21 protein-coding genes are annotated in these 20401 nt (G+C 67.9%); 12 read left to right on the top strand and 9 right to left on the bottom strand.

Annotated features, from left to right (window positions below; all coding sequences use genetic code 11):
• Nucleotides 1–63: 63 nt before the first annotated feature.
• From ACIBF5_RS22960 to ACIBF5_RS22940, 5 genes are all read left to right on the top strand, one after another.
• Nucleotides 64–813 carry an SDR family NAD(P)-dependent oxidoreductase gene (locus ACIBF5_RS22960; RefSeq protein ID WP_396814800.1) on the top strand — a complete coding sequence of 250 codons (750 nt, stop codon included), beginning with the start codon at nucleotides 64–66 and terminating at the stop codon, nucleotides 811–813.
• Nucleotides 814–878: 65 nt separating this feature from the next.
• A complete protein-coding gene (locus tag ACIBF5_RS22955) occupies nucleotides 879–1745 on the top strand; it encodes an oxidoreductase (protein WP_396814798.1) in 867 nt (288 codons plus the stop codon).
• A gap of 667 nt (nucleotides 1746–2412) precedes the next feature.
• Nucleotides 2413–3066: a hypothetical protein gene (locus ACIBF5_RS22950; protein ID WP_396814796.1), complete on the top strand. Its 654-nt coding sequence runs from the start codon at nucleotides 2413–2415 to the stop codon at nucleotides 3064–3066.
• A gap of 304 nt (nucleotides 3067–3370) precedes the next feature.
• Nucleotides 3371–3445: an SEC-C metal-binding domain-containing protein gene (locus tag ACIBF5_RS22945; protein WP_396814925.1), complete on the top strand. Its 75-nt coding sequence runs from the start codon at nucleotides 3371–3373 to the stop codon at nucleotides 3443–3445.
• A 220-nt stretch (nucleotides 3446–3665) separates the two neighbouring features.
• Complete coding sequence (locus tag ACIBF5_RS22940) at nucleotides 3666–4487, top strand: alpha/beta fold hydrolase (RefSeq protein WP_396814794.1); 822 nt, start codon at nucleotides 3666–3668, stop codon at nucleotides 4485–4487.
• Nucleotides 4488–4659: 172 nt separating this feature from the next.
• Here ACIBF5_RS22940 and ACIBF5_RS22935 read toward each other — a convergent pair whose 3' ends face one another.
• The 4 genes from ACIBF5_RS22935 to ACIBF5_RS22920 form a co-directional block, all read right to left on the bottom strand.
• Nucleotides 4660–5259, bottom strand: coding sequence for a hypothetical protein (locus tag ACIBF5_RS22935; RefSeq protein WP_396814792.1), 600 nt, complete (start codon nucleotides 5257–5259; stop codon nucleotides 4660–4662).
• A 53-nt stretch (nucleotides 5260–5312) separates the two neighbouring features.
• Nucleotides 5313–5921, bottom strand: a complete 609-nt coding sequence (locus ACIBF5_RS22930; protein ID WP_396814790.1) for a matrixin family metalloprotease — start codon at nucleotides 5919–5921, stop codon at nucleotides 5313–5315.
• Nucleotides 5922–6041: 120 nt separating this feature from the next.
• Complete coding sequence (locus ACIBF5_RS22925) at nucleotides 6042–6353, bottom strand: hypothetical protein (RefSeq protein ID WP_396814788.1); 312 nt, start codon at nucleotides 6351–6353, stop codon at nucleotides 6042–6044.
• On the bottom strand, nucleotides 6350–6652 hold the full coding sequence (locus tag ACIBF5_RS22920) for a hypothetical protein (RefSeq protein WP_396814786.1): 303 nt from the start codon (nucleotides 6650–6652) through the stop codon (nucleotides 6350–6352). The genes ACIBF5_RS22925 and ACIBF5_RS22920 overlap by 4 nt, the downstream gene beginning before the upstream one ends.
• A 403-nt stretch (nucleotides 6653–7055) precedes the next feature.
• On the opposite strand from ACIBF5_RS22920, the gene ACIBF5_RS22915 reads away from it, so the two are divergent.
• The 3 genes from ACIBF5_RS22915 (at nucleotide 7056) to ACIBF5_RS22905 (ending at nucleotide 9450) form a co-directional block, all read left to right on the top strand.
• Nucleotides 7056–7853, top strand: a complete 798-nt coding sequence (locus tag ACIBF5_RS22915; RefSeq protein WP_396814784.1) for a helix-turn-helix transcriptional regulator — start codon at nucleotides 7056–7058, stop codon at nucleotides 7851–7853.
• Nucleotides 7840–8028 carry a DUF397 domain-containing protein gene (locus ACIBF5_RS22910; RefSeq protein WP_396814782.1) on the top strand — a complete coding sequence of 63 codons (189 nt, stop codon included), beginning with the start codon at nucleotides 7840–7842 and terminating at the stop codon, nucleotides 8026–8028. Before ACIBF5_RS22915 ends, ACIBF5_RS22910 begins: the two co-directional genes overlap by 14 nt.
• Nucleotides 8029–8580: 552 nt before the next feature.
• Nucleotides 8581–9450 carry a hypothetical protein gene (locus ACIBF5_RS22905; protein WP_396814780.1) on the top strand — a complete coding sequence of 290 codons (870 nt, stop codon included), beginning with the start codon at nucleotides 8581–8583 and terminating at the stop codon, nucleotides 9448–9450.
• A 192-nt stretch (nucleotides 9451–9642) separates the two neighbouring features.
• Here the strand turns inward: ACIBF5_RS22905 and ACIBF5_RS22900 are convergent, their stop codons facing one another.
• The 4 genes from ACIBF5_RS22900 to ACIBF5_RS22885 all read right to left on the bottom strand — a co-directional run bounded on the left by ACIBF5_RS22900 (nucleotide 9643) and on the right by ACIBF5_RS22885 (nucleotide 14306).
• A complete protein-coding gene (locus ACIBF5_RS22900; RefSeq protein WP_396814778.1) occupies nucleotides 9643–10467 on the bottom strand; it encodes a hypothetical protein in 825 nt (274 codons plus the stop codon).
• A gap of 254 nt (nucleotides 10468–10721) precedes the next feature.
• Nucleotides 10722–11333, bottom strand: coding sequence for a hypothetical protein (locus ACIBF5_RS22895; RefSeq protein WP_396814776.1), 612 nt, complete (start codon nucleotides 11331–11333; stop codon nucleotides 10722–10724).
• Between the two features lie 535 nt (nucleotides 11334–11868).
• Nucleotides 11869–12264, bottom strand: a complete 396-nt coding sequence (locus ACIBF5_RS22890; RefSeq protein ID WP_396814923.1) for a hypothetical protein — start codon at nucleotides 12262–12264, stop codon at nucleotides 11869–11871.
• Between the two features lie 32 nt (nucleotides 12265–12296).
• Entirely contained in the window at nucleotides 12297–14306 is a 2010-nt protein-coding gene (locus tag ACIBF5_RS22885; protein ID WP_396814921.1) for a hypothetical protein, read from the bottom strand.
• Between the two features lie 549 nt (nucleotides 14307–14855).
• Between ACIBF5_RS22885 and pyrE the strand changes: the two genes are divergently transcribed.
• Nucleotides 14856–15389: an orotate phosphoribosyltransferase gene (gene pyrE / locus ACIBF5_RS22880; RefSeq protein ID WP_396814774.1), complete on the top strand. Its 534-nt coding sequence runs from the start codon at nucleotides 14856–14858 to the stop codon at nucleotides 15387–15389.
• A 70-nt stretch (nucleotides 15390–15459) separates the two neighbouring features.
• Here pyrE and ACIBF5_RS22875 read toward each other — a convergent pair whose 3' ends face one another.
• The gene (locus ACIBF5_RS22875; protein ID WP_396814772.1) at nucleotides 15460–16485 is read right to left on the bottom strand and encodes a glutathione S-transferase family protein; all 1026 of its coding nucleotides are present in this window, start codon (nucleotides 16483–16485) and stop codon (nucleotides 15460–15462) included.
• A gap of 269 nt (nucleotides 16486–16754) precedes the next feature.
• On the opposite strand from ACIBF5_RS22875, the gene ACIBF5_RS22870 reads away from it, so the two are divergent.
• The 3 genes from ACIBF5_RS22870 to alc are packed head-to-tail and all read left to right on the top strand — an operon-like array spanning nucleotide 16755 to nucleotide 20399.
• Entirely contained in the window at nucleotides 16755–17927 is a 1173-nt protein-coding gene (locus tag ACIBF5_RS22870) for a DUF6986 family protein (protein ID WP_396814770.1), read from the top strand.
• A 34-nt stretch (nucleotides 17928–17961) separates the two neighbouring features.
• Nucleotides 17962–19290, top strand: coding sequence for an allantoinase AllB (allB, locus tag ACIBF5_RS22865; protein ID WP_396814768.1), 1329 nt, complete (start codon nucleotides 17962–17964; stop codon nucleotides 19288–19290).
• Nucleotides 19290–20399 (top strand): allantoicase, encoded by a 1110-nt coding sequence (gene alc / locus ACIBF5_RS22860; protein WP_396814766.1) that lies wholly within the window; start codon nucleotides 19290–19292, stop codon nucleotides 20397–20399. The genes allB and alc overlap by 1 nt, the downstream gene beginning before the upstream one ends.
• Nucleotides 20400–20401: the final 2 nt, after the last annotated feature.

The raw sequence follows: 20401 nt of genomic DNA, 5'->3' as shown, positions 1-20401 counted from the left end.
ATTAATTGACCATGATTCGGTCATTACCCTCAAACAGTCACCATGACGCAGGAAGATGGAGCAATGGGAGAGTTCGCTTTCGCCGGCAACGTGGCCCTGGTCACCGGTGCCGGCACCGGAATGGGCGCGGCCATCGCCGAACTGCTCGCCCAACGCGGTGCCAAGGTCGCGTTGCTCGGGCGCCGGGAGGCACCGCTGCGGGCGGTGGCCGACGGCATCGGCGCGAACGGCGGCGAGGCGCTCGTACTGCCCACCGACGTCACCGACCCCGAGGCGCTGCGGCGCGCGGTGCAGGTGACCGTCGACCGGTTCGGCGGGCTGCACCACGCCGTCAACAACGCTGGCGTCTCCAGCGAGAACCATGACCTGCCGAACCTGCCCCTCGACGTCTGGGACAGCACGCTCACGGCCAACCTGTCGTCGCTGTACTACTCCATGAAGGCCGAACTGCCGGCGATCGCCGCGTGCGGAGGCGGTGCGGTCGTCAACGTCTCAAGCGTGTTCGCCGACCGGGGGCTGCCACAGCGAGCCGCGTACTCGGCAAGCAAGCATGGCGCGCGGGGTCTGACCCGCTCGGCGGCGCGCGACTGGGCCGCCCGCAACATCCGGATCAACGAGCTGCAACCGGGCGTGATCGACACACCCATGCTCGACGCCGGCAAAGGCGAGGTCGAGCACATCGCCTCCACCATCCCCGCCAAGCGCCTCGGCACCCCTCGGGAGATCGCGACCGCGGTCGCCTTCCTACTCAGCGACGACGCGTCGTACGTCACGGGGGCCCACCTCGCGGTCGACGGCGGCTTCCTCGCCTGACGCACCCCGCGCATTCCTCACCTTGCGGCCCTGCCGCACAACCTCCACGAAAGGCACCACCACTCATGTCCGAGAAGGTCTGGCTCATCACTGGTTCCTCCCGCGGCCTCGGCCGCTCGCTCGCCGAGGCGGTCATCGCCAGCGGCGACCTGCTCGTCGCGACCGCCCGGCGGGCGAACGACGTCGCCGACCTCGTCGAGAAGGGGCAGGGCCGGGTCATCGGCGTCGCCCTGGACGTCACGGACGACGACGCCGCGAAGGCCGCCGTCCAGGCCGCCGTCGACGCCTTCGGTCGCGTCGACGTCGTGGTCAACAACGCGGGGTATGGCACCCTCGGCTCGATCGAGGAGACGCCAGCGGACGTGTTCCGGGCGCAGATCGAGACGAACCTGTTCGGCGTGATCAACGTGACCCGGGCCGCGATCCCCGTGTTCCGCAAACAGCGTTCGGGGCACTTCATCCAGTTCTCCACCATCGGCGGACGACGGGCGCCCGGCTACGGGTTGGCCGCGTACGGCACGTCGAAGTTCGGGGTGGAAGGTTTCTCGGAAGCCCTCGCCGCCGAGGTGAAGCCCTTCGGTGTACGGGTCACGATCATCGAGCCCGGCGGCTTCCGCACCGACTGGGCCGGCTCGTCGATGGCCACCATCGAGCCCGGCGAGGACTACCGCTCCACGGTGGGCTACATGATCTCGCACCTGAAGGAAGGCGGACCGCTCAACGGTGACCCGACCAAGGGCGCCAACGTCATCCTGCAGGTCGCGCGGATGCCGGAGCCGCCGCTGCGGCTGCCGCTGGGCTCGGACGCCGTGCAACTCATCCGCGCCGCCGACGAAGCCAAGATCGCCGAGATTGACCGTTGGCGCGAGCTGAGCGTCTCGACCGACGCCGAGGACGCCGTGCACCGCGACCTGAGCGGCCACAACAACTGACCGCCGTTTCCGGGGTCGGTGTCGAGGTCCGACCCGACCCCACGCCCACGCGCGGTGCTCGGGCCACGGCGATCGCCGTGCATCCGCCGCCTCCGTACCTCGCACCTCAGCGCGATGCGGAGCTGACCACGGAGCTTGCTCGGAATGGCTCAGTGCCCTGTGCGGACAGGGGCACGTTGGTAGAGGTCTTACGCCCTGGCCGTCCATGATGGATGCGGTGGGGTGGATCGTGCGGGCGTGGTGGTCGCGGACGAGGCCGGTGAGGTCGTAGTGGAGTTCGGTGAAGATGCCTTCCTTGCTCCAGACGGCGAAGTGGCCGTAGCGCGGGTTTCGAGGCGTACCGCCCCACCCGCCGGGTAGATGCTGGTCAACGCCGACCTCACCGCGGTCTTCTGCTCGGCCGTGACGTCGGCCGTCAGGGGCGGATCTGCACCTCGTACGTGCGGGGCGTCGCCGGTTGTCGCGCCTCCCGGGAGCCGAACGTGACCGCCGCGCTGGCGATGGCCGCCCCAACCACCAGTGCCACCACGACGACAATCGCCAACACAACCCGGTACCGCCGCGAAAGCCCTCGCACACCCCGTCTGGGCGGATAAGTCTGTTTGCTAACCTGCGGAACGCCGTCCGGTGCCAACGGCGGCGAGCCAACATTCACCGGGAGGACATCGTGTCTGGACAGGGCTTCGGGCCGGGAGATTTGGACGAGTTCGGCTGCCCGGTCTGGATCGCCGAACTCGGTTGGCAGGAACACGCCGATCCGAACCACCTGGTGCACGTCGTCCGTCATCTCGACCCGGCGGACGCGCTGGTGCTGCTGGGTGCCGACCGGCAAGCAATCAAGCCGTGTGTGCTGCCCACCGAGCGTCCCGACAGCTCGACAATCCCCCGGGCGGCCATCGGGCCTGCGGATCCCACCGCTGTGCTGATCGCCGGACGCACCGGCGACTGGACCTTCGTCTACGACGATCTCGGCTACACGCTGTTCTCGTTCCACCTTCCCGAGCGCCCGCCGCCGCTCGCCGCACAGACGCTGTCGACCGAGGGTGGAATCGCGGCGACCAGCAACACCACCATCAACGGACAGACCGGTTTCGCGTACGCGGTCGACGGAACCATCGAGGTCGTCCTGGATTCGTTCGAACTGGCCGAGCCCGACGGGGACCTGCCGGCCGAGGTGCGCGCGGCGATCGACGCGGCGGGTAGGTTCGACGCCGACGAGGACATACACATCAACATGCGCGTGCTCTGCGCGCTGGCCGGGTTGCCGCGAACGCTGGACGACCTCCGCGCGACCCCACTGCTGATCGCACCCCTCAACTGAAGCGGCGCGCGACGGCGGCCGGGTGTCAGAGCGGCGCTCCGGGGGCGCCCGGCCGAGGGCTCAGGTTCTGGCCGTGGTACGGGGTGGCCGTACGCCGTGGCATGGGGTGGAAAAAGGGTTCGACCCGCCTGCTGTGGAGGGCTAGCGTTCGACTGCCTGTCCGACGAGCGAGGAGGCGATCACCATGAGCCACGACTATGACGCCGAGGCGTCCTTTTGAGTCGACCAGTAAGCGCCGCAGGGGGTTTCCTCTAGCGAGTCGCAGGTCAAACGGGGGCACCGGGTCGTCGGTGTCGACAAGGAACTGGTCGAGAAACTAGGCGGCAGGGATCCATGCCCGTGCGGTTCCGGGCGCCGGTTTCGGCCGTTGTTGCCGTAGCGGTGGGCGGTTTGACGACACCAACGCCCACTACTACTGGCGGGACTGAAGGCCCGGGGGTGCCGCTGGTCGCGGCACCCCCGGTCTCGTCGGGCGGCTCCACGATCGGGGAAGTGCAGGTCAGAGGTGGTCGGAGCCCTCTAGAGTCAGGTAGGCCGGCGTGTCCGGGGACGGACCTCCGCCGAGACTCGCGAACCTTGCCCGCAGAGGAATGGCGACCATGAGCACCATCACCGCGAAAGACGGCACCGAGATCTACTACAAGGACTGGGGTACGGGTCCGGTCGTCACCCTCTCGCACGGCTGGCCGCTCAGCGCGGACGCGTGGGACGGCCAGATGCTCTTCCTGGTCCAGAACGGGTTCCGGGTCGTCGCCCACGACAGACGCGGTCACGGGCGGTCGAGCCAGGCGTCCGCCGGCAACGACATGGACGGGTACGCGGACGACCTCGCCGCCGTGATCGAGACCCTCGACCTCCGCGACGCCGCCCTCGTCGGCCACTCCACCGGGGGCGGGGAGGTGGCCCGTTACATCGGTCGGCACGGCACCGGTCGGGTCGCGAAGGCGGTGTTGATCTCCGCTGTGCCTCCGCTGATGCTCCAGACGGAGGCGAACCCGGAGGGGTTGCCGATCAGCGTCTTCGACGAACTGCGTGCCGGTCTCGTCAAGGACCGGTCGCAGTTCTACAAGGATCTGGCCCTGATGTTCTACGGCGCCAACCGCAAGGGTGCCAAGGTCTCCCAGGGGATACTGGACCAGTTCTGGCTCTGGAGCATGCAGTCGGGGCTCAAGAACGCGTACGAGAGCATCAAGGCGTTCTCCGAGACGGACTTCACCGAGGATCTGAAGAAGTTCGACGTACCGACTCTCGTCATGCACGGCGAGGATGACCAGATCGTGCCGGTCAAGGACGCGGCGCCGAAGTCGGCCAAGCTCATCCGGGGCGCACAGGAGATCTACTACCCGGGTGCGCCGCACGGCATGACCGCCACGCTCCAGGATCAGGTCAACGCCGACCTGCTGACGTTCCTCCGGAGCTGAACCAGTCAACGCCTGACCAGCAAGGAGGGGAGCGGCCCGTTACCGCTCCCCTCCCGCTTCCCCGCCCCCTTGATCGGGCGCTGGCTTCCGCCTACGAGCGCGCGGGGGTGCGCTCTGCGGTCGCCACGCCCCTGCGGGTGTCGACCGACAGGGGGAGGGGCGTCTCGTGGCGCTATCTCAGGAACGCCCCCGACTCGACGTCAGCCGTCGCCAACTCCTGGCCCAGCGGCGCCGTGCCAGGACCGGCGTACACATACCGAGGCACAGCATCAGCGCTTACTGCCAGCCGGTAGATGCCTTGTCCACCCGCAATCGCCCACGTCTGCTCGCCGGCCTCACCTGGCCACATGCTCCGGGGGAACACCCACAGCAGGTACTCCTTGTCGACCTCCAGCAGTGGGGAGAAGTCCTCACTCGTCGCCTTCGAGGTGCCGATCTGCTTGATCGGTAGCGTCGAAGGCGCTTCGCCCTTGTAGGTGTCGATAACAGCAACTGTCGTGACGGTCGCGGGAATCGCGGTATCCGGGTTCAGGTCCTCCGCCCATACTCGGTCCTCCCTGCTGCTGGTGGCCCGCACCCGGACCACCGCCGCCGCCTTGTCGCGGATCTCGGCGCGCGTCCAGTCCTTCGTCCGGTCCGCGTGCAACTCGCCCCCGGCGGTGGTCGTCGTGGGCTGGCTCGGGGTCGTGTCCCCGGAGCTACACCCGACCGTCCCAGCGAAAGCCAACACCCCAGCTATCGCGAGTGCGATTCTGCTTGTTCGTTGCCTCATGAAGTCAGCCTTTCAGCTCAAGCGGATTGATTGCATCCGTTCAGACAATCTCGTCAGTAGATACCGTTAATTCCGTTGATATCGTCGCTCCTCGGTGCGTAGATGCCGCACGATCCGTATCGAGTCGCGTAGCCGCTGAGCATCAGTGGGTAACTGACACACGGACCAACCCCCGTGTGACCGAGGCCGAGGAAGTGTCCGATCTCGTGTGCGTAGACGGATTGCTTCCCCTGAGCCGGGTAGCCGTCCGTGTACGCCGTATTCAGGAACGCGGTGATTTTGACCGGCCACGGCGCACCGGTGCCACTGCACGTCGGGAGGCGAGTTCCAACCGAGGTGTAGATGATGCCGGCGTATTCGTCGTCGGCACCGAAGTTTGTTTTGTTCACCGCCAGGTGATGCGTGCCATCCCCAACCAGTTGAAAACTGAGCGGGGTACTGGTGGCCTCCCACGACGCGATGGCCGCGTGAGCGGGGGAGCCGTAGTTGCCCCCGCCCGTTTGGTCGGACCACTTGACCGCTGTCGTCGGGGACTCGCACCCGCCGGGGATCCTCGCCCAGGCCGAAGCCGGGGACTGTGGGAGGACGATGACCGCGAGTGCGGCCACCAGGGTCAGTGTTGCCACCAAGAGGCGGCGCAAGGGTTTCGTCAGGGCGGTCACGTTGGGATCCTTTTCGTAAGTATACATCGATGGTATTCAATGACTTCAGATCCGAGCAGGGGTGGCATTCATTGGGGCGGCAGGGTGCTGGCAGAGAGGGAATACGTACTATTCCTTTATTTAAATCGAACGGCGGCGCTGCCTTCGTTTGGTGTCGTGCGCGGCGACCCAGCCGAGGATGCGTGAGTGCAGGCCGTGCGGGTCGGGCCGCTCGCCCAGGTCCACGACGATCGAGTCAAGGTCGGCCAAGCCCGAGATGAACTGGGCGCCGAGGTAGAGGTACAGCTCCAGCCTGCGATGGGGGTAGTAGGAGGCGAGCAGGTTGAGCCGGGCGTCCGGGCACGGCCAGGGGCAGGCGTCGACACGGCAGATCCAGAGCGGCCGGAGCGGCGTGTGTTCGGCCAACTCGGGGACGATCAGGCCGCCGGTCATCGGCTGTCCAGGTGCCTGAGCGGCGCCATGAAGTGCGGTGTGGCGAGGTCGAGCCGGGGATGGTCGGGCATTGCCCGGTGGTGCACCGCCAGCTCCAGCTTCTCGCCGTCAGTGCCGTCGTCCAGGATCGCAACTCCATTCAGGCTGATCCACTCAGCGACGAACAGGGCAAGGCGATCGGGTACGTGGGTGACCCTCATGCGCAACGGCTGCTTGGGCTTGCCGCCCCGCTCGTAGCCCTCCCACTCGTAGTCCGCCGGTTGGAGATGGAGCACGTGCCCAATCTGGAGGATCGTCATCGCCGTTGATTCCTTCCGGGATGGGGACGACAGGGACGCCACCCGAGCTGGTTGGCCCTGACCGGGAGCGGCGGGGGTGGGGGAGGCGGCGCGGCCGTCGCCGGGGGCAACCTGAAGATCCAGTCGATCCAGGCCAGGTAGACGAACATGCCAGCTCCTTGATGAGTGGGAAGCGGGGTCACTCCGGTAGGGAGTTCCGCAGTGACCCCGCGCAGTCCCGCCCGTCCTTGTGGATGCGGGCGACATTCGAGGGATGTGGATTCGAGCGGGACCGTCGAATGACAGTCTTGTATCGACACAGCTAGGCTCGAAAGACGTTCGCGCAGGTCCAGGTGCGGGTCTGGACGAGCGTGCCTGACCCCTGATGGCGCTCGGCGATCATCGTTGATTCTCTGGAGGCGCAATGGAACGCGAAGACCCCTTTGCCTTTGTTCGCGACCAGCTCCGCAGGCAGCGCGCCTTGCGCAACATGTCGCAGGACGAATTCGGCAAGCGCGCGAACTACTCGGGCTCGACCGTGTCTGCCGTGGAGACCGGCACCCGTTTGATCGACTTGCCGTACGCCAAACGGGCCGACGAGATCCTGGATACCGGCGGACTGTTCGAGTCCCTGCTGAGGTCAGCGCAGGACGACGGCGAGCCGACCTGGTTCAAGCCCTACCTGGAGGCCGAGCGCAACGGAAGGCAGCTCCGATTCTTCGAGCCGATGCTGATCCCCGGCCTGCTCCAGACCGAGAACTACGCCCGCGCGGTGCTGCGCATGGATGACGTCCGCCCGGAGTCTGAGGTTGAACAGCGGGTATCCGCCCGGTTGGAGCGGCAGGAGATCCTCAGACGCGAGCGCCCGCCCCAGGTCATCGCCGTCATTGACGAGTCGGCGTTGCGCCGCCGCGACGCGATCATGGGAGAGCAACTCGCCTACCTGCTGCGCATGGCCGAACTGCCGCACGTCCATCTCAACATCGTGCCGTTGACCGCCGGCCTGCATATCGGGCTGTCCGGACCGCTCATGCTGGTGATGCTTGCGGACGGGACGTGGGTCGGCCACCTGGACCACCAACTCGGCGGATCGCCGGTCGCCGCCGAGGAGGGAGTGGCTACGCTTTTGGCGAGGTGGGAAGGCGTGCGGGGCATCGCCCTTCCCGAAGATCAATCGATCGCCCTGATCAAGGAGATTGAGAGCCAGCATGGACCTCAGTAGGGCTCGGTGGCGGAAGTCCACCAGGAGCAACACGGGAGGCGGGGGCTGCGTCGAGGTGGCCGACAACCTGCCCGGGGTAGTGGCCGTCCGCGACAGCAAGGATCCGTCCGGCCCGGTGTTGGCCTTCACGCCGGACGCGTGGCGTGGCTTCGTCGACCAGGCGAAGCAGGACTAGCACTGCGCGGGGAATCGCCTGCGTCGTTGTCACCATGGCTCTGACCGGTCTGGTGGTAGCGGCACAGGCTTCACAAGCTCGTCCGGTAGGCGCAACAAGCAGTGTCCTGCTCCGTCATTGCAGGGCGGGGCACTGCTCCTGCGTGCGTACGGGAACCGACCCAGCGCATCGCTGGAAACCGAAGGCTCGTGGCCGGCTTCCTGGCCCGGAGCCGGAGTCGGTTCCGGCGGGGCACGCGGGGGCGTACGGCGCTGGACACCGACATCCCGTCACTCTCCGTACGTCATCGTCCAGTTGCCGAGCGCACGCTCGTGTCGATGAGGGCGTCGGCGCGACCTTCGCTGCCGGTTCGAGTTGCGCAGTGGACTCAGGCTGATGCGGTTCTGTAGGTCGAAGCCTGAGTACCGATCTTTGCCAGGAAGCCGGCGCCGTTGGCGAGGGAGCGTGCGGTTGCCTGGGAGACCAGGCCGTGCAGCCGCTGTGAGCAGGCTTACCGCTGAATCCCGTCCGGGCTGTCGGCCGTTCTGGCACACGCGCTCCTACTATTGTGGAATGTCCTTGCCTGCTCGTCCGCCGTTGCCGCCGGACGTCGATCCCAATCTGTGGTTCGACACCGAGCGATGCGGACGGCACTACCTCCTCGACGGCAACCCGCACACGTTCGCCGGACGCATGTTCGCCTATTGCGCAGAGCGCGGCATCCGTACCCAGGTGTCGAAGGGGGAAATCGGCGACTGCTCCGAGCAGACCCGGTACTTCGTACGGGGGTTCCTGTCCGGCAGTGAGCTGGCCCCGCCGGTGTCCGGCGGCGGCACCGAGCCGGCCCATCTCGCCTGGCGCGAGGCGGCCGCTCATTTCCGCAACACCGGATACTGGCTCGACGTCGACGCCGCCGGTGACATCGATGCCGCCCCGCCGGAGGACACCGAAGCGAATACCGATGGCGGCGTTGCGACCGAGGCCGAGGCGGAGGAGCTCCCCACCGAACTGCAGGCCTTGATACGAGAACAAGCAACGGCACGCGTGGCGCTTGTGGTCGACGTGTTGGCCAGCGATGCGGACCGTGCCGTTGAGGTGGCCACAACACTCGCCCAACGGGTCGGCAGGCGGACCTGTGACGGCCCCGGCCCTGTCGAGGTCAGTCCGCCGGTGTCGTTCACCCGGGTGTATGCGCTGGTCGGCGTCACCGGACACCGCCCATGGGTGGCCATGCAGACAGCGATGACAGCGCTGGGCCGCAGCGGCTGGGCTCCCTCGACCGCAGTCGAGGGCGAGCAGTACGTAACGGCGGAGTTCAGGGCGTACCGCGAGCTCAACCGCGGTCTCGACGCGCTAGGAGTGAGCGCGGTGGAGATTCACGCCGGCTATGGAGTGGGCCACGACCCGTCCCGTACGCCGGGCAGTCGGCAGCAGGGCGAGTGACGACGGCAGCCAGCCCGGCTACCGCCCCGCCCTCGATCGGGCAAGGTCACCGTGCTTCGGATCGGTGCCGCCGCGCTCACTCTTCTGTAGCCGCCGAGCTGGTGCGTTGGGCACCGACACCCCGTCACATTCCGTACGTCATCGTCCAGTTGCCGAGCGCACGCTCGTGTCGATGAGCGGACGCCGAGTCGGTTACTGGATGTTCTGACGAATCGGTGTGTCGGGGCAGGTCATGCATATGAAGATTTGCAACCTCCCATGACGGCCTACGGAAACGCCGGTGGGTTCGTAGGCGGCCATCCATTCCGGGTTGGTTCGCGATGGCTGGAGATGAGAGTTCTCAACGGGTAGCCAGACACTGTTGCCTGGCGACTCGGTCGAGCTAACCGTGAGAAGGAGGCTCATCGCCTTGTGACAGTGTGGGCAGTTCATCGGAAGGAGGTCGGTGAGTTCCCAGGTCGCGTAGCCGCCGACTTTCCACCCGGGTGCCTGGGAAACGGAGAAGTAGCTGTCCTCGCCCAGGCGACAGTTGTCGTCGAAGTCGCGGACTTGGAGCCCGAGCTCCGCGGGTAGCTCTTGCCACCAGGGATACTCCGTGACCTGTTCGGGATGCAGCACACACGGACGTAGCAGGTACTGCTCCTCGCGTACGGCCGGGACCGGCGCCGCGGGCAACGCGTCGACGACCGTTGACGACGCACGCCATCTCAACTGCACCAGCGGCCCCGTCGAAGCGTCAACGTGGTGCCTGTTGGGGCACCACAGCACCTGCAACAGGTCCGTATCGATGGGGCAGTGTAGATCCGGAACATCGGCCGCACGCAGTTGCGCCACCGGCGCCAGCGGACGCGGGATCGGCTCCGTCGCGGCCTCGGAACCCATCAGTACCGTGCCGGCCCCGTGGTCCTGATCCCGCCGAAACCAGGAATCCGTTCCCCCAGGAACCTCATGTACCTCGGCGCCCGGCGCTTGCAGCGCAGCGGTGGATTGCGGCGGGACCTGGGTCTCGGTCGGCACAGGATGGGATGCTCGACACATCGGCCACGGCTCACCGGTCGGCCACAGCAGCATGCCTCCGACATGGCTGTCAGATAGACCCGGTGTCCCTGGCCGCGGGTGCATCCGCGTCGCTGTCCTACCGAACGCCTCGATGCCGGGAAACAAACTCCGAAGCTCCAACGGTGGCACCGGCGAGGTCAAGGTCACGGCGAGGAGCATAGCCATCTCTGTTACGACGGAGTTCAGGTGAAGAGGGCTTGGGGCAGTCTGAGCTATCGGGCGAGTAATGCGTGGCTCAGGGTTGCAAGATTCGAAACGACAGGGGTTTGGTCGTCGGCCAGGTGTTTGCGTGGGTCGCGCCCGCATTCGCAGCCGAGTCCAACAGCACCGGCCTGCCGGGTAGCGTAGAGCCGTCTGAACTGACCGCTCACGATTAGGCAGGTCGCAAGCGGCACGCCGAGCAGCAGGGCCGCCCTTTGCGCGGTGCTCGCGGCGTCAAATGCGGACAGGTCGAGACCTTGTCGAGCGGCGACGGCGGCGACGGGCGCCTCCAAGCCATGCGCTCGGAGCGCAGCCAGCACGGCGTACTCGGAAAGGTCGCTGATCACGGCCACCTTGCGCTCGGCGGCAGCACACGCAGCGAACAGTTGATCCAGGCTCCGCGCCGGGCGGGCGGTGAGTGCCGCATCCAATTCCAGATCAGACACGAGTGCTTCCGCCTCAATGGCGTGATCGGGTTCGCACTCGGCGAGGTACAACAGCGCCTGGTGGATCCCGAACCATCCGAACGTCAAGGGCCGGGGCCGGTGTTCCCGATTCGCCAACAACTCAATGACCGCGCGCTCCCGGGCCTCGGGACCCATGGCCGCCTGTACGTCGAACATTACGCCGTCAAAGTCCAACAGCACATGGCGAGCGAGACCTACAGTGCGCGCGAGGTGGGGACGCACCCTCGGTACTGCCGGGTCAGCAGACTCAGACACACTCACGTCGATGCCCTTGCGCTCGTGGCCCAGTGTCGACTGCTACCCCGACATTCGACCGAAACGAACGGATCTTGACAGAAGCTGGTGACGCGCCGCAACCAGGTATCCATTCTCGGCTCCGCTCATGAAGGCAACCGCCCCTCGCGAGAAGCGCACATCTGCCGCGATTCGGTAACGTTGGCCGCAAGATCGGGTGCACGCTCACGCCGCGATCCGCGCTGTCCACCGACGACCCATCACTCTCCGTACGCCATCGTCCAGTGGTCGAACGCGCGCTCGTAGCCGGTGAGAGGGCGTCGCGCGCTCGCTGTCGTACTGATGTGAGTTCGCCGAGAAGTGGCCGTGGGAGCCGGCCTGGTCGCGCAAGCCTTGCATGGCGACCGTACTTCTCGGCGGTGTGCGGGCCTGCTGGCAGACGCTGATTGTCAGCGGGCTACAGGTTGTTGATTCGGGCCAGCAGCTCTGCCTCGGTCAGGTTTTCCAGGACCGCGTCCTGCTTGCGGCCCAGGACTGCCAGCAGCTTTTCCTTCTCCAGCTTCTTGGCTGCTGCTGCCTTTGCCGCCTGGTCCTCCGAGAGGCGGATGGCGATGACGTGCTTGACGACCTCCAACTTGGTCTCCAAGGTTGCCTTAGCCGGATTGGTCTCGGTGGCCACGAACGACTCGGTGTCGATGGCCTTGAGTTCGGCGTTGACCGCCTTGGCCACGTCATCGAGGCTGAAGCCGGACTTGGCGGTCAGCGGAAGCTCCCATAGCTGTTCCGTGGTCAGCAGTCCCTTGGCCGACGGGTAGCGGAATTTCCCCCGCGTGGCCTTTTCAAAAATGGTCACGATGGCCTCTCTCATACTTTCTGGGTAGGAAATCAGAACTGGATACTGATGAGGTGGCGCCGGCCGTCGGTCATGGTCACCTTGGCGACCGCAGAGCTGCGGACCGTGGAGCTGAAGCCGAGGCCAGACAGCTGATCCGGGGACGGCTCGCACTTGGTGCGGTCGCCGAGAACCTCGAACACCTTGCGGTGCGGTTGCAGGTCGCCGCGGAGGAACTCGTTGTAGATTCCCCGGGTCGGCTGGTCGTTCACGCACCCTTTCAGGATGAAGAGGTAGTGGCGGTTGCCGACCTCACCGTCGTCGAAGTAGTTCGGCGAGTACATAATGGTGGACACCGGCACGAACTGTTCGGTGGTGATTCCCCACAGGTTCTTGCCTGCGCTACCCGGCTGCATGTCCTTACCCGGCCGGAACGCGGTGATCACCTCGTTGGCGATCGTCATCCGGCCCACCTCGACGGTCTCCTTGTGGCCGACCGCCCGCTCGTGGCTGTAGTGCTCGATTTTCCCGTTGCTCTCGGTCTCGATCACGAAGCCGACCTCGGTGCTGTCCCGCTTGTGGAACTGGTTCACCTCGATCCGGTACTCGCCGTCGGGGACGTTGTCGGTCCAGGTGACGTTCTCCACCGGCTCGCGCGAGAACGTCCCGCCCGCGTTCATGTCGACGTCCAGCTTGTTGCGCTTGTCCTTGTACCAGATGTGGTCGCCGTTGGGTTCGAACACGTGCAGGTCGAGGTCGTCGTGGTTGAACCAGGACAGGCTCACCCGCAGCTTGCCGGTGACGTTGCCGCCGGCCCGCTTGACCTTCTCCTTGATCGAGTCGGTGACGTTGCCGTTGTAGGACCAGCCGAAATCGTTGTCCCAGGTGAACAGCCGCGGGGCGGCCGGGTGTTGGCCAATGGTGAGACTGACGAAGTGCGGTTCGTGGCTGTTGGCGACCCACAGGTCGATGGTCGCGGCGCCAGGCAGGATGTCTTTCATGAAGGTGACCACGGGAGTCTCCTCCGGCTTCGCGTCACGAAGGCGCGCACCTGCCGACCTCATGGTGGCCGCCTGCATGAGCAGCCCTTCGATGCCGTCCTTCATGCGCGACTGTGTGTCGTTGTCGACCCATAGCACGTTGGTGACCGACACGTCGGACAGCCGGGCGAACCGTCGCTGCAACGACTCCTCGATGCCCAACTCGTCGATGGTCTTCATGGCAGCCTTGACCATGGCCGGGGTGATCAACGCCGTGGGGCGCTGGTAATTCTGCGGTGCCACCTTCGTCTCGAACGACCGGACCGCCTGCTCCAGGTCGACTCCCGTGGAGAGATCCTGGACGAGGGTGCCGATCACCGTGTTGCGGAAGCGGGCCGCCGGACTCATGGCGTTGGCGAAAATGAAGGCCCGTCTGTCGGTCGCCTTCGTCCACCGGTTCTGCAGTGACCGGAACTCGGTCACCGCCCGACGATGCTCCGCGCCGCGGTAGAGGGCGTTGTCGTCGATGAGGTCGACGACGGTGTCCAGAGCGTGCTGGGTCAACTCGGCCAGGCCACGCTGGAACACCTGCACCGCAGCGTCGAAGGCGCCCCGTGCCGCGCCGACGTCTTTGATGCGATGCCGCTTCTCCACCCGGCCGTGCAGGTGGTGCCACACCTCGACCTGGCCGTCGCGCAGCGTCCGGGTCATCCTTGTCCCGTACTGCGCCTCGGTGGACCGGAAGATGGTGGACAACGGCAGCGTGCCGACGAAGTCGTCCATTGTGGCGGCGACGACGGAAAAGACCGGGTCGGATGCAGACACCCCGGACCAGACGGAGCGGATTTGTCCGTTGTGGATCTCGACGACGTTACCGAAGTTCTTGATGAACCCGCGGCAGGTCGAGCAGTCGTACTCGGACCGTTCACGGAACCGGGGATTGGCGCCGGCGGGAAAGGAGTCGAGAAAGGTGAGCCAGAGTGAGTCCCGGTCGAGACCGTCGCCGACGACGTACAACTCGTCCTTGGACATCGCGGACAGACGTATAGTCACATCCGTCACGAACTGCTGGAAATCGCCCACTGCGTCTTCCTCCTTGATCACCGGAGATCCTATGGAGTGCCTGCAATCGGAGAAACACATTTCCGGCTGTCCGCACGGAGCGGGGACGGGGCTGCCGCCGGGAAGACGGACGTCAACGCACCGCAAGATCAGCCGGGCGTCGGTGCAGAACGCCTCGTCACGCGCCCGCTGATCGCGGCGCGCCGCGTGATAGCGGTGCGGCCATGGGTCGGACGCGACATGATGAAGAGCGTGGATTCCTCCCTCGACACCCTGCCGAAGATCGGTGCACCAGCGACGCGGGCCTTGAACAACGCCGGTTACACGGCCCTGCGCGACCTTGCCGGGGTGCCGCGCGCCGACCTGGCCAAGCTGCACGGCTTGGGGCCGAAAGCGCTCGACATCATCCAGAGCGCGCTTGAGCAGCACAACCTGAGCCTGGGTTACTGACCCGACGTCACTCGATCTTTCGGCTGGACTGGATCAGCCGGCCTCGGTCCAGCAGGGGAAGGGGCGTCCCGTGGTCCACCATCGGTGGCGAACAGGGTGCCTCTGCCATGATGGTCCCTTGTGACTCTCTTTGATCTTGCCCAGCGGGTCGATGCCGTCGCCCGCCTGAGCGGCAGGTTCGTGCTCCGCTCGGGCCGCGTCGCCGACGAATACTTCGACAAGTACCGGTTCGAGGCCGACCCGGTCCTGCTCGACGCCCTCGCCGCCGAGATGGCCGCGCTCGTGCCCTCCGACACCGAGGTGCTCGCCGGCCTGGAACTCGGCGGCATCCCCGTGGTGACCGCGCTCGGTCGGCACACCGGACTGCCCTGCGCTTTCGTCCGCAAGACCGCGAAGGAGTACGGCACCGCCCGGCTGGCCGAGGGAGCCGACGTCGCCGGTGCCCGGGTGCTCATCGTCGAGGACGTCGTCACCTCCGGCGGTCAGATCGCCATCTCCACCGGCCAGCTCCGCGAACTCGGCGCGAAGATCGAGCACGCGCTCTGCGTCATCGACCGGCAGGAGGGCGGCGCGGAGGCCCTGGCCCGTGACGGGATCGCGCTGCGCTCGCTGCTCACCCGCGCCGACCTGGACCGGGCCGCCGCCGCCCGCTGACCGTCCCCGACTGCCGGCGGTCACCGTGGATGCGGTGACCACCGGCAGCCGGACCCGCGAGGAGCGGGAATTAGGCGTACGGGGTGTGCTCGACCGGGACGGTCTCCTCGGCGGAAACCGGTCCGGGCGGGGTGCCGTCGCCGAACGGTCGACCGCCGAGCGCTTCCCGACCGTGCGGGTCGAGCCAGCTCCGCAGCTCCGGACCGGACGGAACGATGCCGGTCGGGTTGATGTCCTTGTGCACCACGTAGTAGTGGCGCTTGACCTGGTCGAAGTCGACGGTGTCGCCGAAGCCGGGGGTCTGGAACAGGTCGCGGGCGTACGCCCAGAGCACCGGCATCTCGGTGAGCTTCTGCCGGTTGCACTTGAAGTGGCCGTGATAGACGGCGTCGAACCGGACCAGCGTCGTGAAGAGCCGCACGTCGGCTTCGGTGATCGTGTCACCGACCAGGTAACGCTGGTTCGTGAGCCGGTTGGAGAGCCAGTCGAGTCGGTCGAACAGTCGCGTGTACGCCCGCTCGTACGCCTCCTGCGAGCCGGCGAAACCGCAGCGGTAGACGCCGTTGTTCACGTCCTTGAACACCACCCGGTTGACCTCGTCGATCTCCTCGCGCAGCTCCTCCGGGTAGAGCCGGGGCGCACCCGCCCGGTGGTACGCGGCCCACTCGACGGAGAGGTCCAGCGACATCTGGGTGTAGTCGTTCGTGACCACCTGACCGGTGGGTACGTCGACAATCGCCGGCACGGTGATGCCCCGCTCATAACCGGGGAAGCGGGCGAAGTACGCGTCCTGCAACCGTTCGATGCCGAGCACCGGGTCCCGGCCGCCGGGGTCGAGGTCGAAGGTCCAGCTCCGTACGTCGTGCGTCGGCCCGGCCAGGGCCATCGACAGCACGTCTTCGAGCCCGAGCAGACGGCGGACGATGATCATCCGGCTTGCCCACGGACAGGCCCGGGCGACCGCGAGACGGTACCGGCCCGGCTCCACCGGGTAGCCGTCCCGGCCGTCGGCGGTGATCCGGGTGGCGATGTAGCGCTGGTCACGGGTGAACTCCCCGCCGGGGTTCACGTACGTGCCGGCTTCTTCGTTCGACATGCCGTCATCGTCGCGCATTTCGGGCCGAGGGTCGCGGGTTTGTGACCGCCGGAACGGCCACAGCCCTGCTCATCGGGGCTCCGCGCCGGGCCGGCGTCGATCACGTTGATCGAAAGGTTTACCTGGATGACGCTCGGGACTGCTGACTGGCCCGGCGCGAACGGCTACGGTGGGCTTCAGGATCCACTGCACCGGGTCACCCCGGGACGGAGGCTGCCGACCATGTCCCACCACGATCGCGGACACGACCAGCACGGACGGCCGGGGCGATGAGCCGTCTCGACCCAGCGGTCCACGCCGAGTTGGACACCCGGCTCGGGCCGGTCGACGCGGAGCTGACCCGACGCTATCCGGGGCCGGCACAGGGCCGGCAGCCGGTGCACACCGTCTACCTGCCGGCCAACCGGATGCACCCCGGGGTGGTACGCGAGTGGGGCGCCGCCGCCATCGCCGCGCTGGCGGCGCACCCACCGGCGCCGTACCGCCCCGAGCTGCACGAACGCGTGGTGCGCAAACTCGACCGCGAACCGATCGAGGACCTGCGGATCGACTTCGAGGACGGCTACGGCACGCCCACCGACGAGGTCGAGGACACGGTGGCGCGCTCGGCGGCGACGGCGTTGCGCAAGGCCGACCCGCTGCCCTTCTCCGGACTGCGGATCAAGAGCTTGGAGGGGCCGACCCGCCGCCGTGCCGTACGCACCCTGGACATCTTCCTGGAGGCGCTGGGCGGGACACCACCGGACGGTTTCGTGGTGACCCTGCCGAAGGTGAGCAGCCCCGTGCAGGTGGAGGCGATGGTCCTGCTCTGCGAGCGGCTGGAGGCGGCGTACGGGCTGCCCGCCCACGGGTTGCGGTTCGAGGTGCAGGTGGAGACACCGCCGGCCGTACTCGGCGCGGACGGCACCGCCACCGTCGCCCGCATGATCGGGGCGGCTCAGGGGCGCTGCACCGCACTGCACTACGGCACCTACGACTACAGCGCGGCGATCGGGGTCGCGGCGGCCCAGCAGAGCATGGCGCACCCGGTGGCGGACTTCGCCAAGGCGGTGATGCAGGTGGTCGCCGCCGGCACCGGGGTACGTCTCTCCGACGGCTCCACCAACGTGCTGCCGGTCGGCACCCCGGCCGAGGTTCGGGCAGCCTGGGAGCTGCACGCCGCACTCGTCCGTCGATCCCTGGAACAGGGCCTGTACCAGGGCTGGGACATGCACCCGGCGCAGTTGCCGACCCGGTACGCGGCCACGTACGGCTTCTTCCGTGAGGGCAGGGTCGCGGCGGCCGGACGGCTGCGGGCGTACCTGGAGCGGCGTTCGACCGGGGTGCTGGACGAGCCGGCGACGGCGCGGGCACTGGCCGGGTTCCTGCTGCGTGGACTGGACTGCGGCGCGCTCGACCCCGACGAGGCCGGTTTCGACCGGTCCGAACTGGCGGCGCTGTAGGCCGCAGCGGTACGACCAGCGGGAAGGTGAGGGCATGAGTGGTGAGCGGGACGACGGTGGCTACGACCTGGTGCTGCGCTCGCGTCGGGTGGTGACGCCGCAGGGGGAGCGCCCGGCGGCGGTCTGCCTGCGCGACGGGCGGATCGTCGCGGTGCAGGACTACCACGCGGTGGCCGGGGACGACCTCGGTGAACTGGCCCTGCTGCCCGGCCTGGTCGACACCCACGTGCACGTGAACGAGCCGGGCCGCACCGACTGGGAGGGTTTTCCCACCGCCACCCGGGCTGCCCTGGCCGGTGGTGTCACCAGCATCGTGGACATGCCGCTCAACTCGTTGCCGCCGACCGTCACCGCGGACGCGCTGCGCGCCAAGCGTCGGTCCGCCGCCGGCCGGTGCCACGTCGACGTCGGTTTCTGGGGCGGTGCGGTGCCGGGCAACCTGGCCGACCTGCCCGCGTTGCACGCCGCCGGGGTGCTCGGCTTCAAGGTCTTCCTGGCCGACTCCGGGGTGCCGGAGTTCCCGCCGCTGGACCCGGTCGGGTTCGGCCAGGCACTGGAGACAGTGGACGCTCTCTTCGTGGTGCACGCCGAGGACCCGGCGTCGCTCCTACCGGCGCCGACCTCGGGGCGGTACGCGGACTTCGTCGCCTCACGCCCGCCGGAGGCCGAGACCCGGGCGGTCGCCACGGTGCTCGCCGCCGCGCGGCGGACCGGGGCGCGGGTGCACATCCTGCACCTGAGCAGCGCCCAGGTGCTGCCCCTGATCGCGCAGGCGCGCCGGGGCGGGGTCCGGGTGACGGTCGAGACCTGCCCGCACTACCTGGCGCTGACCTCGGAGGAGGTGCCCGACGGGGGGACCGAGTTCAAGTGCTGCCCGCCGATCCGGGACGCCGGGAACCGGGACGCGCTCTGGGCCGGGTTGGCCGACGGGCTCGTCGACTGTGTCGTCTCCGACCACTCGCCCTGCCCACCGGCGTTGAAGAACTTCGACCGGGGCGACTTCGCCGCCGCCTGGGGTGGGGTCGCGTCGTTACAACTGGGTCTTCCGGTGATCTGGACCGAAGCCCGTGCCCGTGGGCACAGCCTGGCCGACGTGGTCCGGTGGATGGCGCAGCGGCCGGCGCAGATCGCCGGACTGCCGGCGAAGGGCCGGATCGAGCCCGGAGCCGACGCCGACCTGGTGGCGTTCGCACCGGAGGGCCGGTTCACGGTCGAGCCGGGGCTGCTCCGGCACCGTCACCCGATCACCCCGTACGCGGGGCGCAAGCTCTTCGGTGAGGTGCGCGCGACCTGGCTGCGCGGCGACCCGGTTCGGCCGGGCGAGCCGCCCCGGGGACGGTTCCTGCGCCGGGGCCCGGCCTGATGGCCGACTTCACCGAGCTGCCCGACCTCGCCTCCCGACTGCTCGGCGGATCGGTGGTCGACGCCAACGACGAGTTCTTCGCCGCCCGGGACAACCTGGTCAACACCGGTCCGCCGACGTTCACCGCGCAGACCTTCGGCGCCAAGGGCCAGGTGTACGACGGCTGGGAGACCCGACGCCGCCGGGAACCCGGTTCCGATCATGCGGTGGTCCGGCTCGGCGCGGCCGGTGTGATCTCCGGGGTGGTGGTGGACACCTCCTTCTTCACCGGCAACTTCCCGCCGTACGTCTCCGTGCAGGCGTGCGGACTGGAGGGTTACCCGGGTGCGGAGGAGTTGGCCGCCGCCGACTGGATTTCGATCGTGCCGCGTTCGGCGGTGCACGGCGACACCGCGAACCCGTTCCCCGTACGTGATCCGAGGCGGTTCACCCATGTGCGGCTCACCATCCACCCGGACGGCGGGGTGGCCCGGTTGCGGGTGCACGGGACCGTCGTACCGGATCCTCGGCTCTTCCCCGACGGCTCGGTCGACCTCGCGGCGCTGGAGTACGGCGGCCGGGTGACCGATTGCAGCAACCGGTTCTACGGTTCTCCGCACCAGCTCGTCGCCCCCGGTCTGGCCCGGGTGATGGGGGAGGGGTGGGAGACCGCCCGGCGCCGGGATTCGGGCAACGACTGGGTACGTGTCCGCCTCGTGGCACCCGGCCGGGTGCGTCTGGTCGAGCTCGACACGAGTCATTTCAAGGGCAATGCGCCCGCCGCCGCGTCCCTGCGCGGGATCGACGCCCGGTCGGCCGATCCCGCCGACGAGCGGGCCTGGTTCGAGCTGCTGCCCCGGGTCCGGCTGCAGCCCGACACCCGGCACCGGTTTCCGCTGCCCGAGGTGCGTCCGGCGACCGACGTCCGGCTGGACGTCTTTCCCGACGGTGGGCTGGCCCGGTTGCGGCTGCCCGGTCGGGTCGCACCGGCGGAGTTGGCGACGTTGCGGCAGCGCTGGTGGGATCTGTTGCCACCGGCGCAGCGACGACAGGTCGAGCGCTCGGCGGCCTCGGGACGGTCGGCGGACACACCGTGGCGTGGGCCGCTGCCGCCGACCGGCCCCGCCTGAGC

It is taken from the genome of Micromonospora sp. NPDC050417 (assembly GCF_044458865.1).
Taxonomy (GTDB): domain Bacteria; phylum Actinomycetota; class Actinomycetes; order Mycobacteriales; family Micromonosporaceae; genus Micromonospora_G.
Note: the sequence above shows the minus strand (reverse complement) of the source record. Positions and strands in the feature narration are given on the sequence as shown.

Bases quoted from the DNA above. Each gene is read 5' to 3' on its own strand.
- ACIBF5_RS22905 (WP_396814780.1), top strand. From the start codon at position 8,581: ATGTCCTTGCCTGCTCGTCCGCCGTTGCCGCCGGACGTCGATCCCAAT.
- ACIBF5_RS22870 (WP_396814770.1), top strand. From the start codon at position 16,755: ATGAGCCGTCTCGACCCAGCGGTCCACGCCGAGTTGGACACCCGGCTC.
- ACIBF5_RS22915 (WP_396814784.1), top strand. From the start codon at position 7,056: ATGGAACGCGAAGACCCCTTTGCCTTTGTTCGCGACCAGCTCCGCAGG.
- ACIBF5_RS22920 (WP_396814786.1), bottom strand. From the start codon at position 6,652: ATGACGATCCTCCAGATTGGGCACGTGCTCCATCTCCAACCGGCGGAC.
- ACIBF5_RS22955 (WP_396814798.1), top strand. From the start codon at position 879: ATGTCCGAGAAGGTCTGGCTCATCACTGGTTCCTCCCGCGGCCTCGGC.
- ACIBF5_RS22875 (WP_396814772.1), bottom strand. From the start codon at position 16,485: ATGTCGAACGAAGAAGCCGGCACGTACGTGAACCCCGGCGGGGAGTTC.
- ACIBF5_RS22940 (WP_396814794.1), top strand. From the start codon at position 3,666: ATGAGCACCATCACCGCGAAAGACGGCACCGAGATCTACTACAAGGAC.
- ACIBF5_RS22935 (WP_396814792.1), bottom strand. From the start codon at position 5,259: ATGAGGCAACGAACAAGCAGAATCGCACTCGCGATAGCTGGGGTGTTG.
- alc (WP_396814766.1), top strand. From the start codon at position 19,290: ATGGCCGACTTCACCGAGCTGCCCGACCTCGCCTCCCGACTGCTCGGC.
- ACIBF5_RS22910 (WP_396814782.1), top strand. From the start codon at position 7,840: ATGGACCTCAGTAGGGCTCGGTGGCGGAAGTCCACCAGGAGCAACACG.
- ACIBF5_RS22925 (WP_396814788.1), bottom strand. From the start codon at position 6,353: ATGACCGGCGGCCTGATCGTCCCCGAGTTGGCCGAACACACGCCGCTC.
- ACIBF5_RS22960 (WP_396814800.1), top strand. From the start codon at position 64: ATGGGAGAGTTCGCTTTCGCCGGCAACGTGGCCCTGGTCACCGGTGCC.
- ACIBF5_RS22895 (WP_396814776.1), bottom strand. From the start codon at position 11,333: ATGTTCGACGTACAGGCGGCCATGGGTCCCGAGGCCCGGGAGCGCGCG.
- allB (WP_396814768.1), top strand. From the start codon at position 17,962: ATGAGTGGTGAGCGGGACGACGGTGGCTACGACCTGGTGCTGCGCTCG.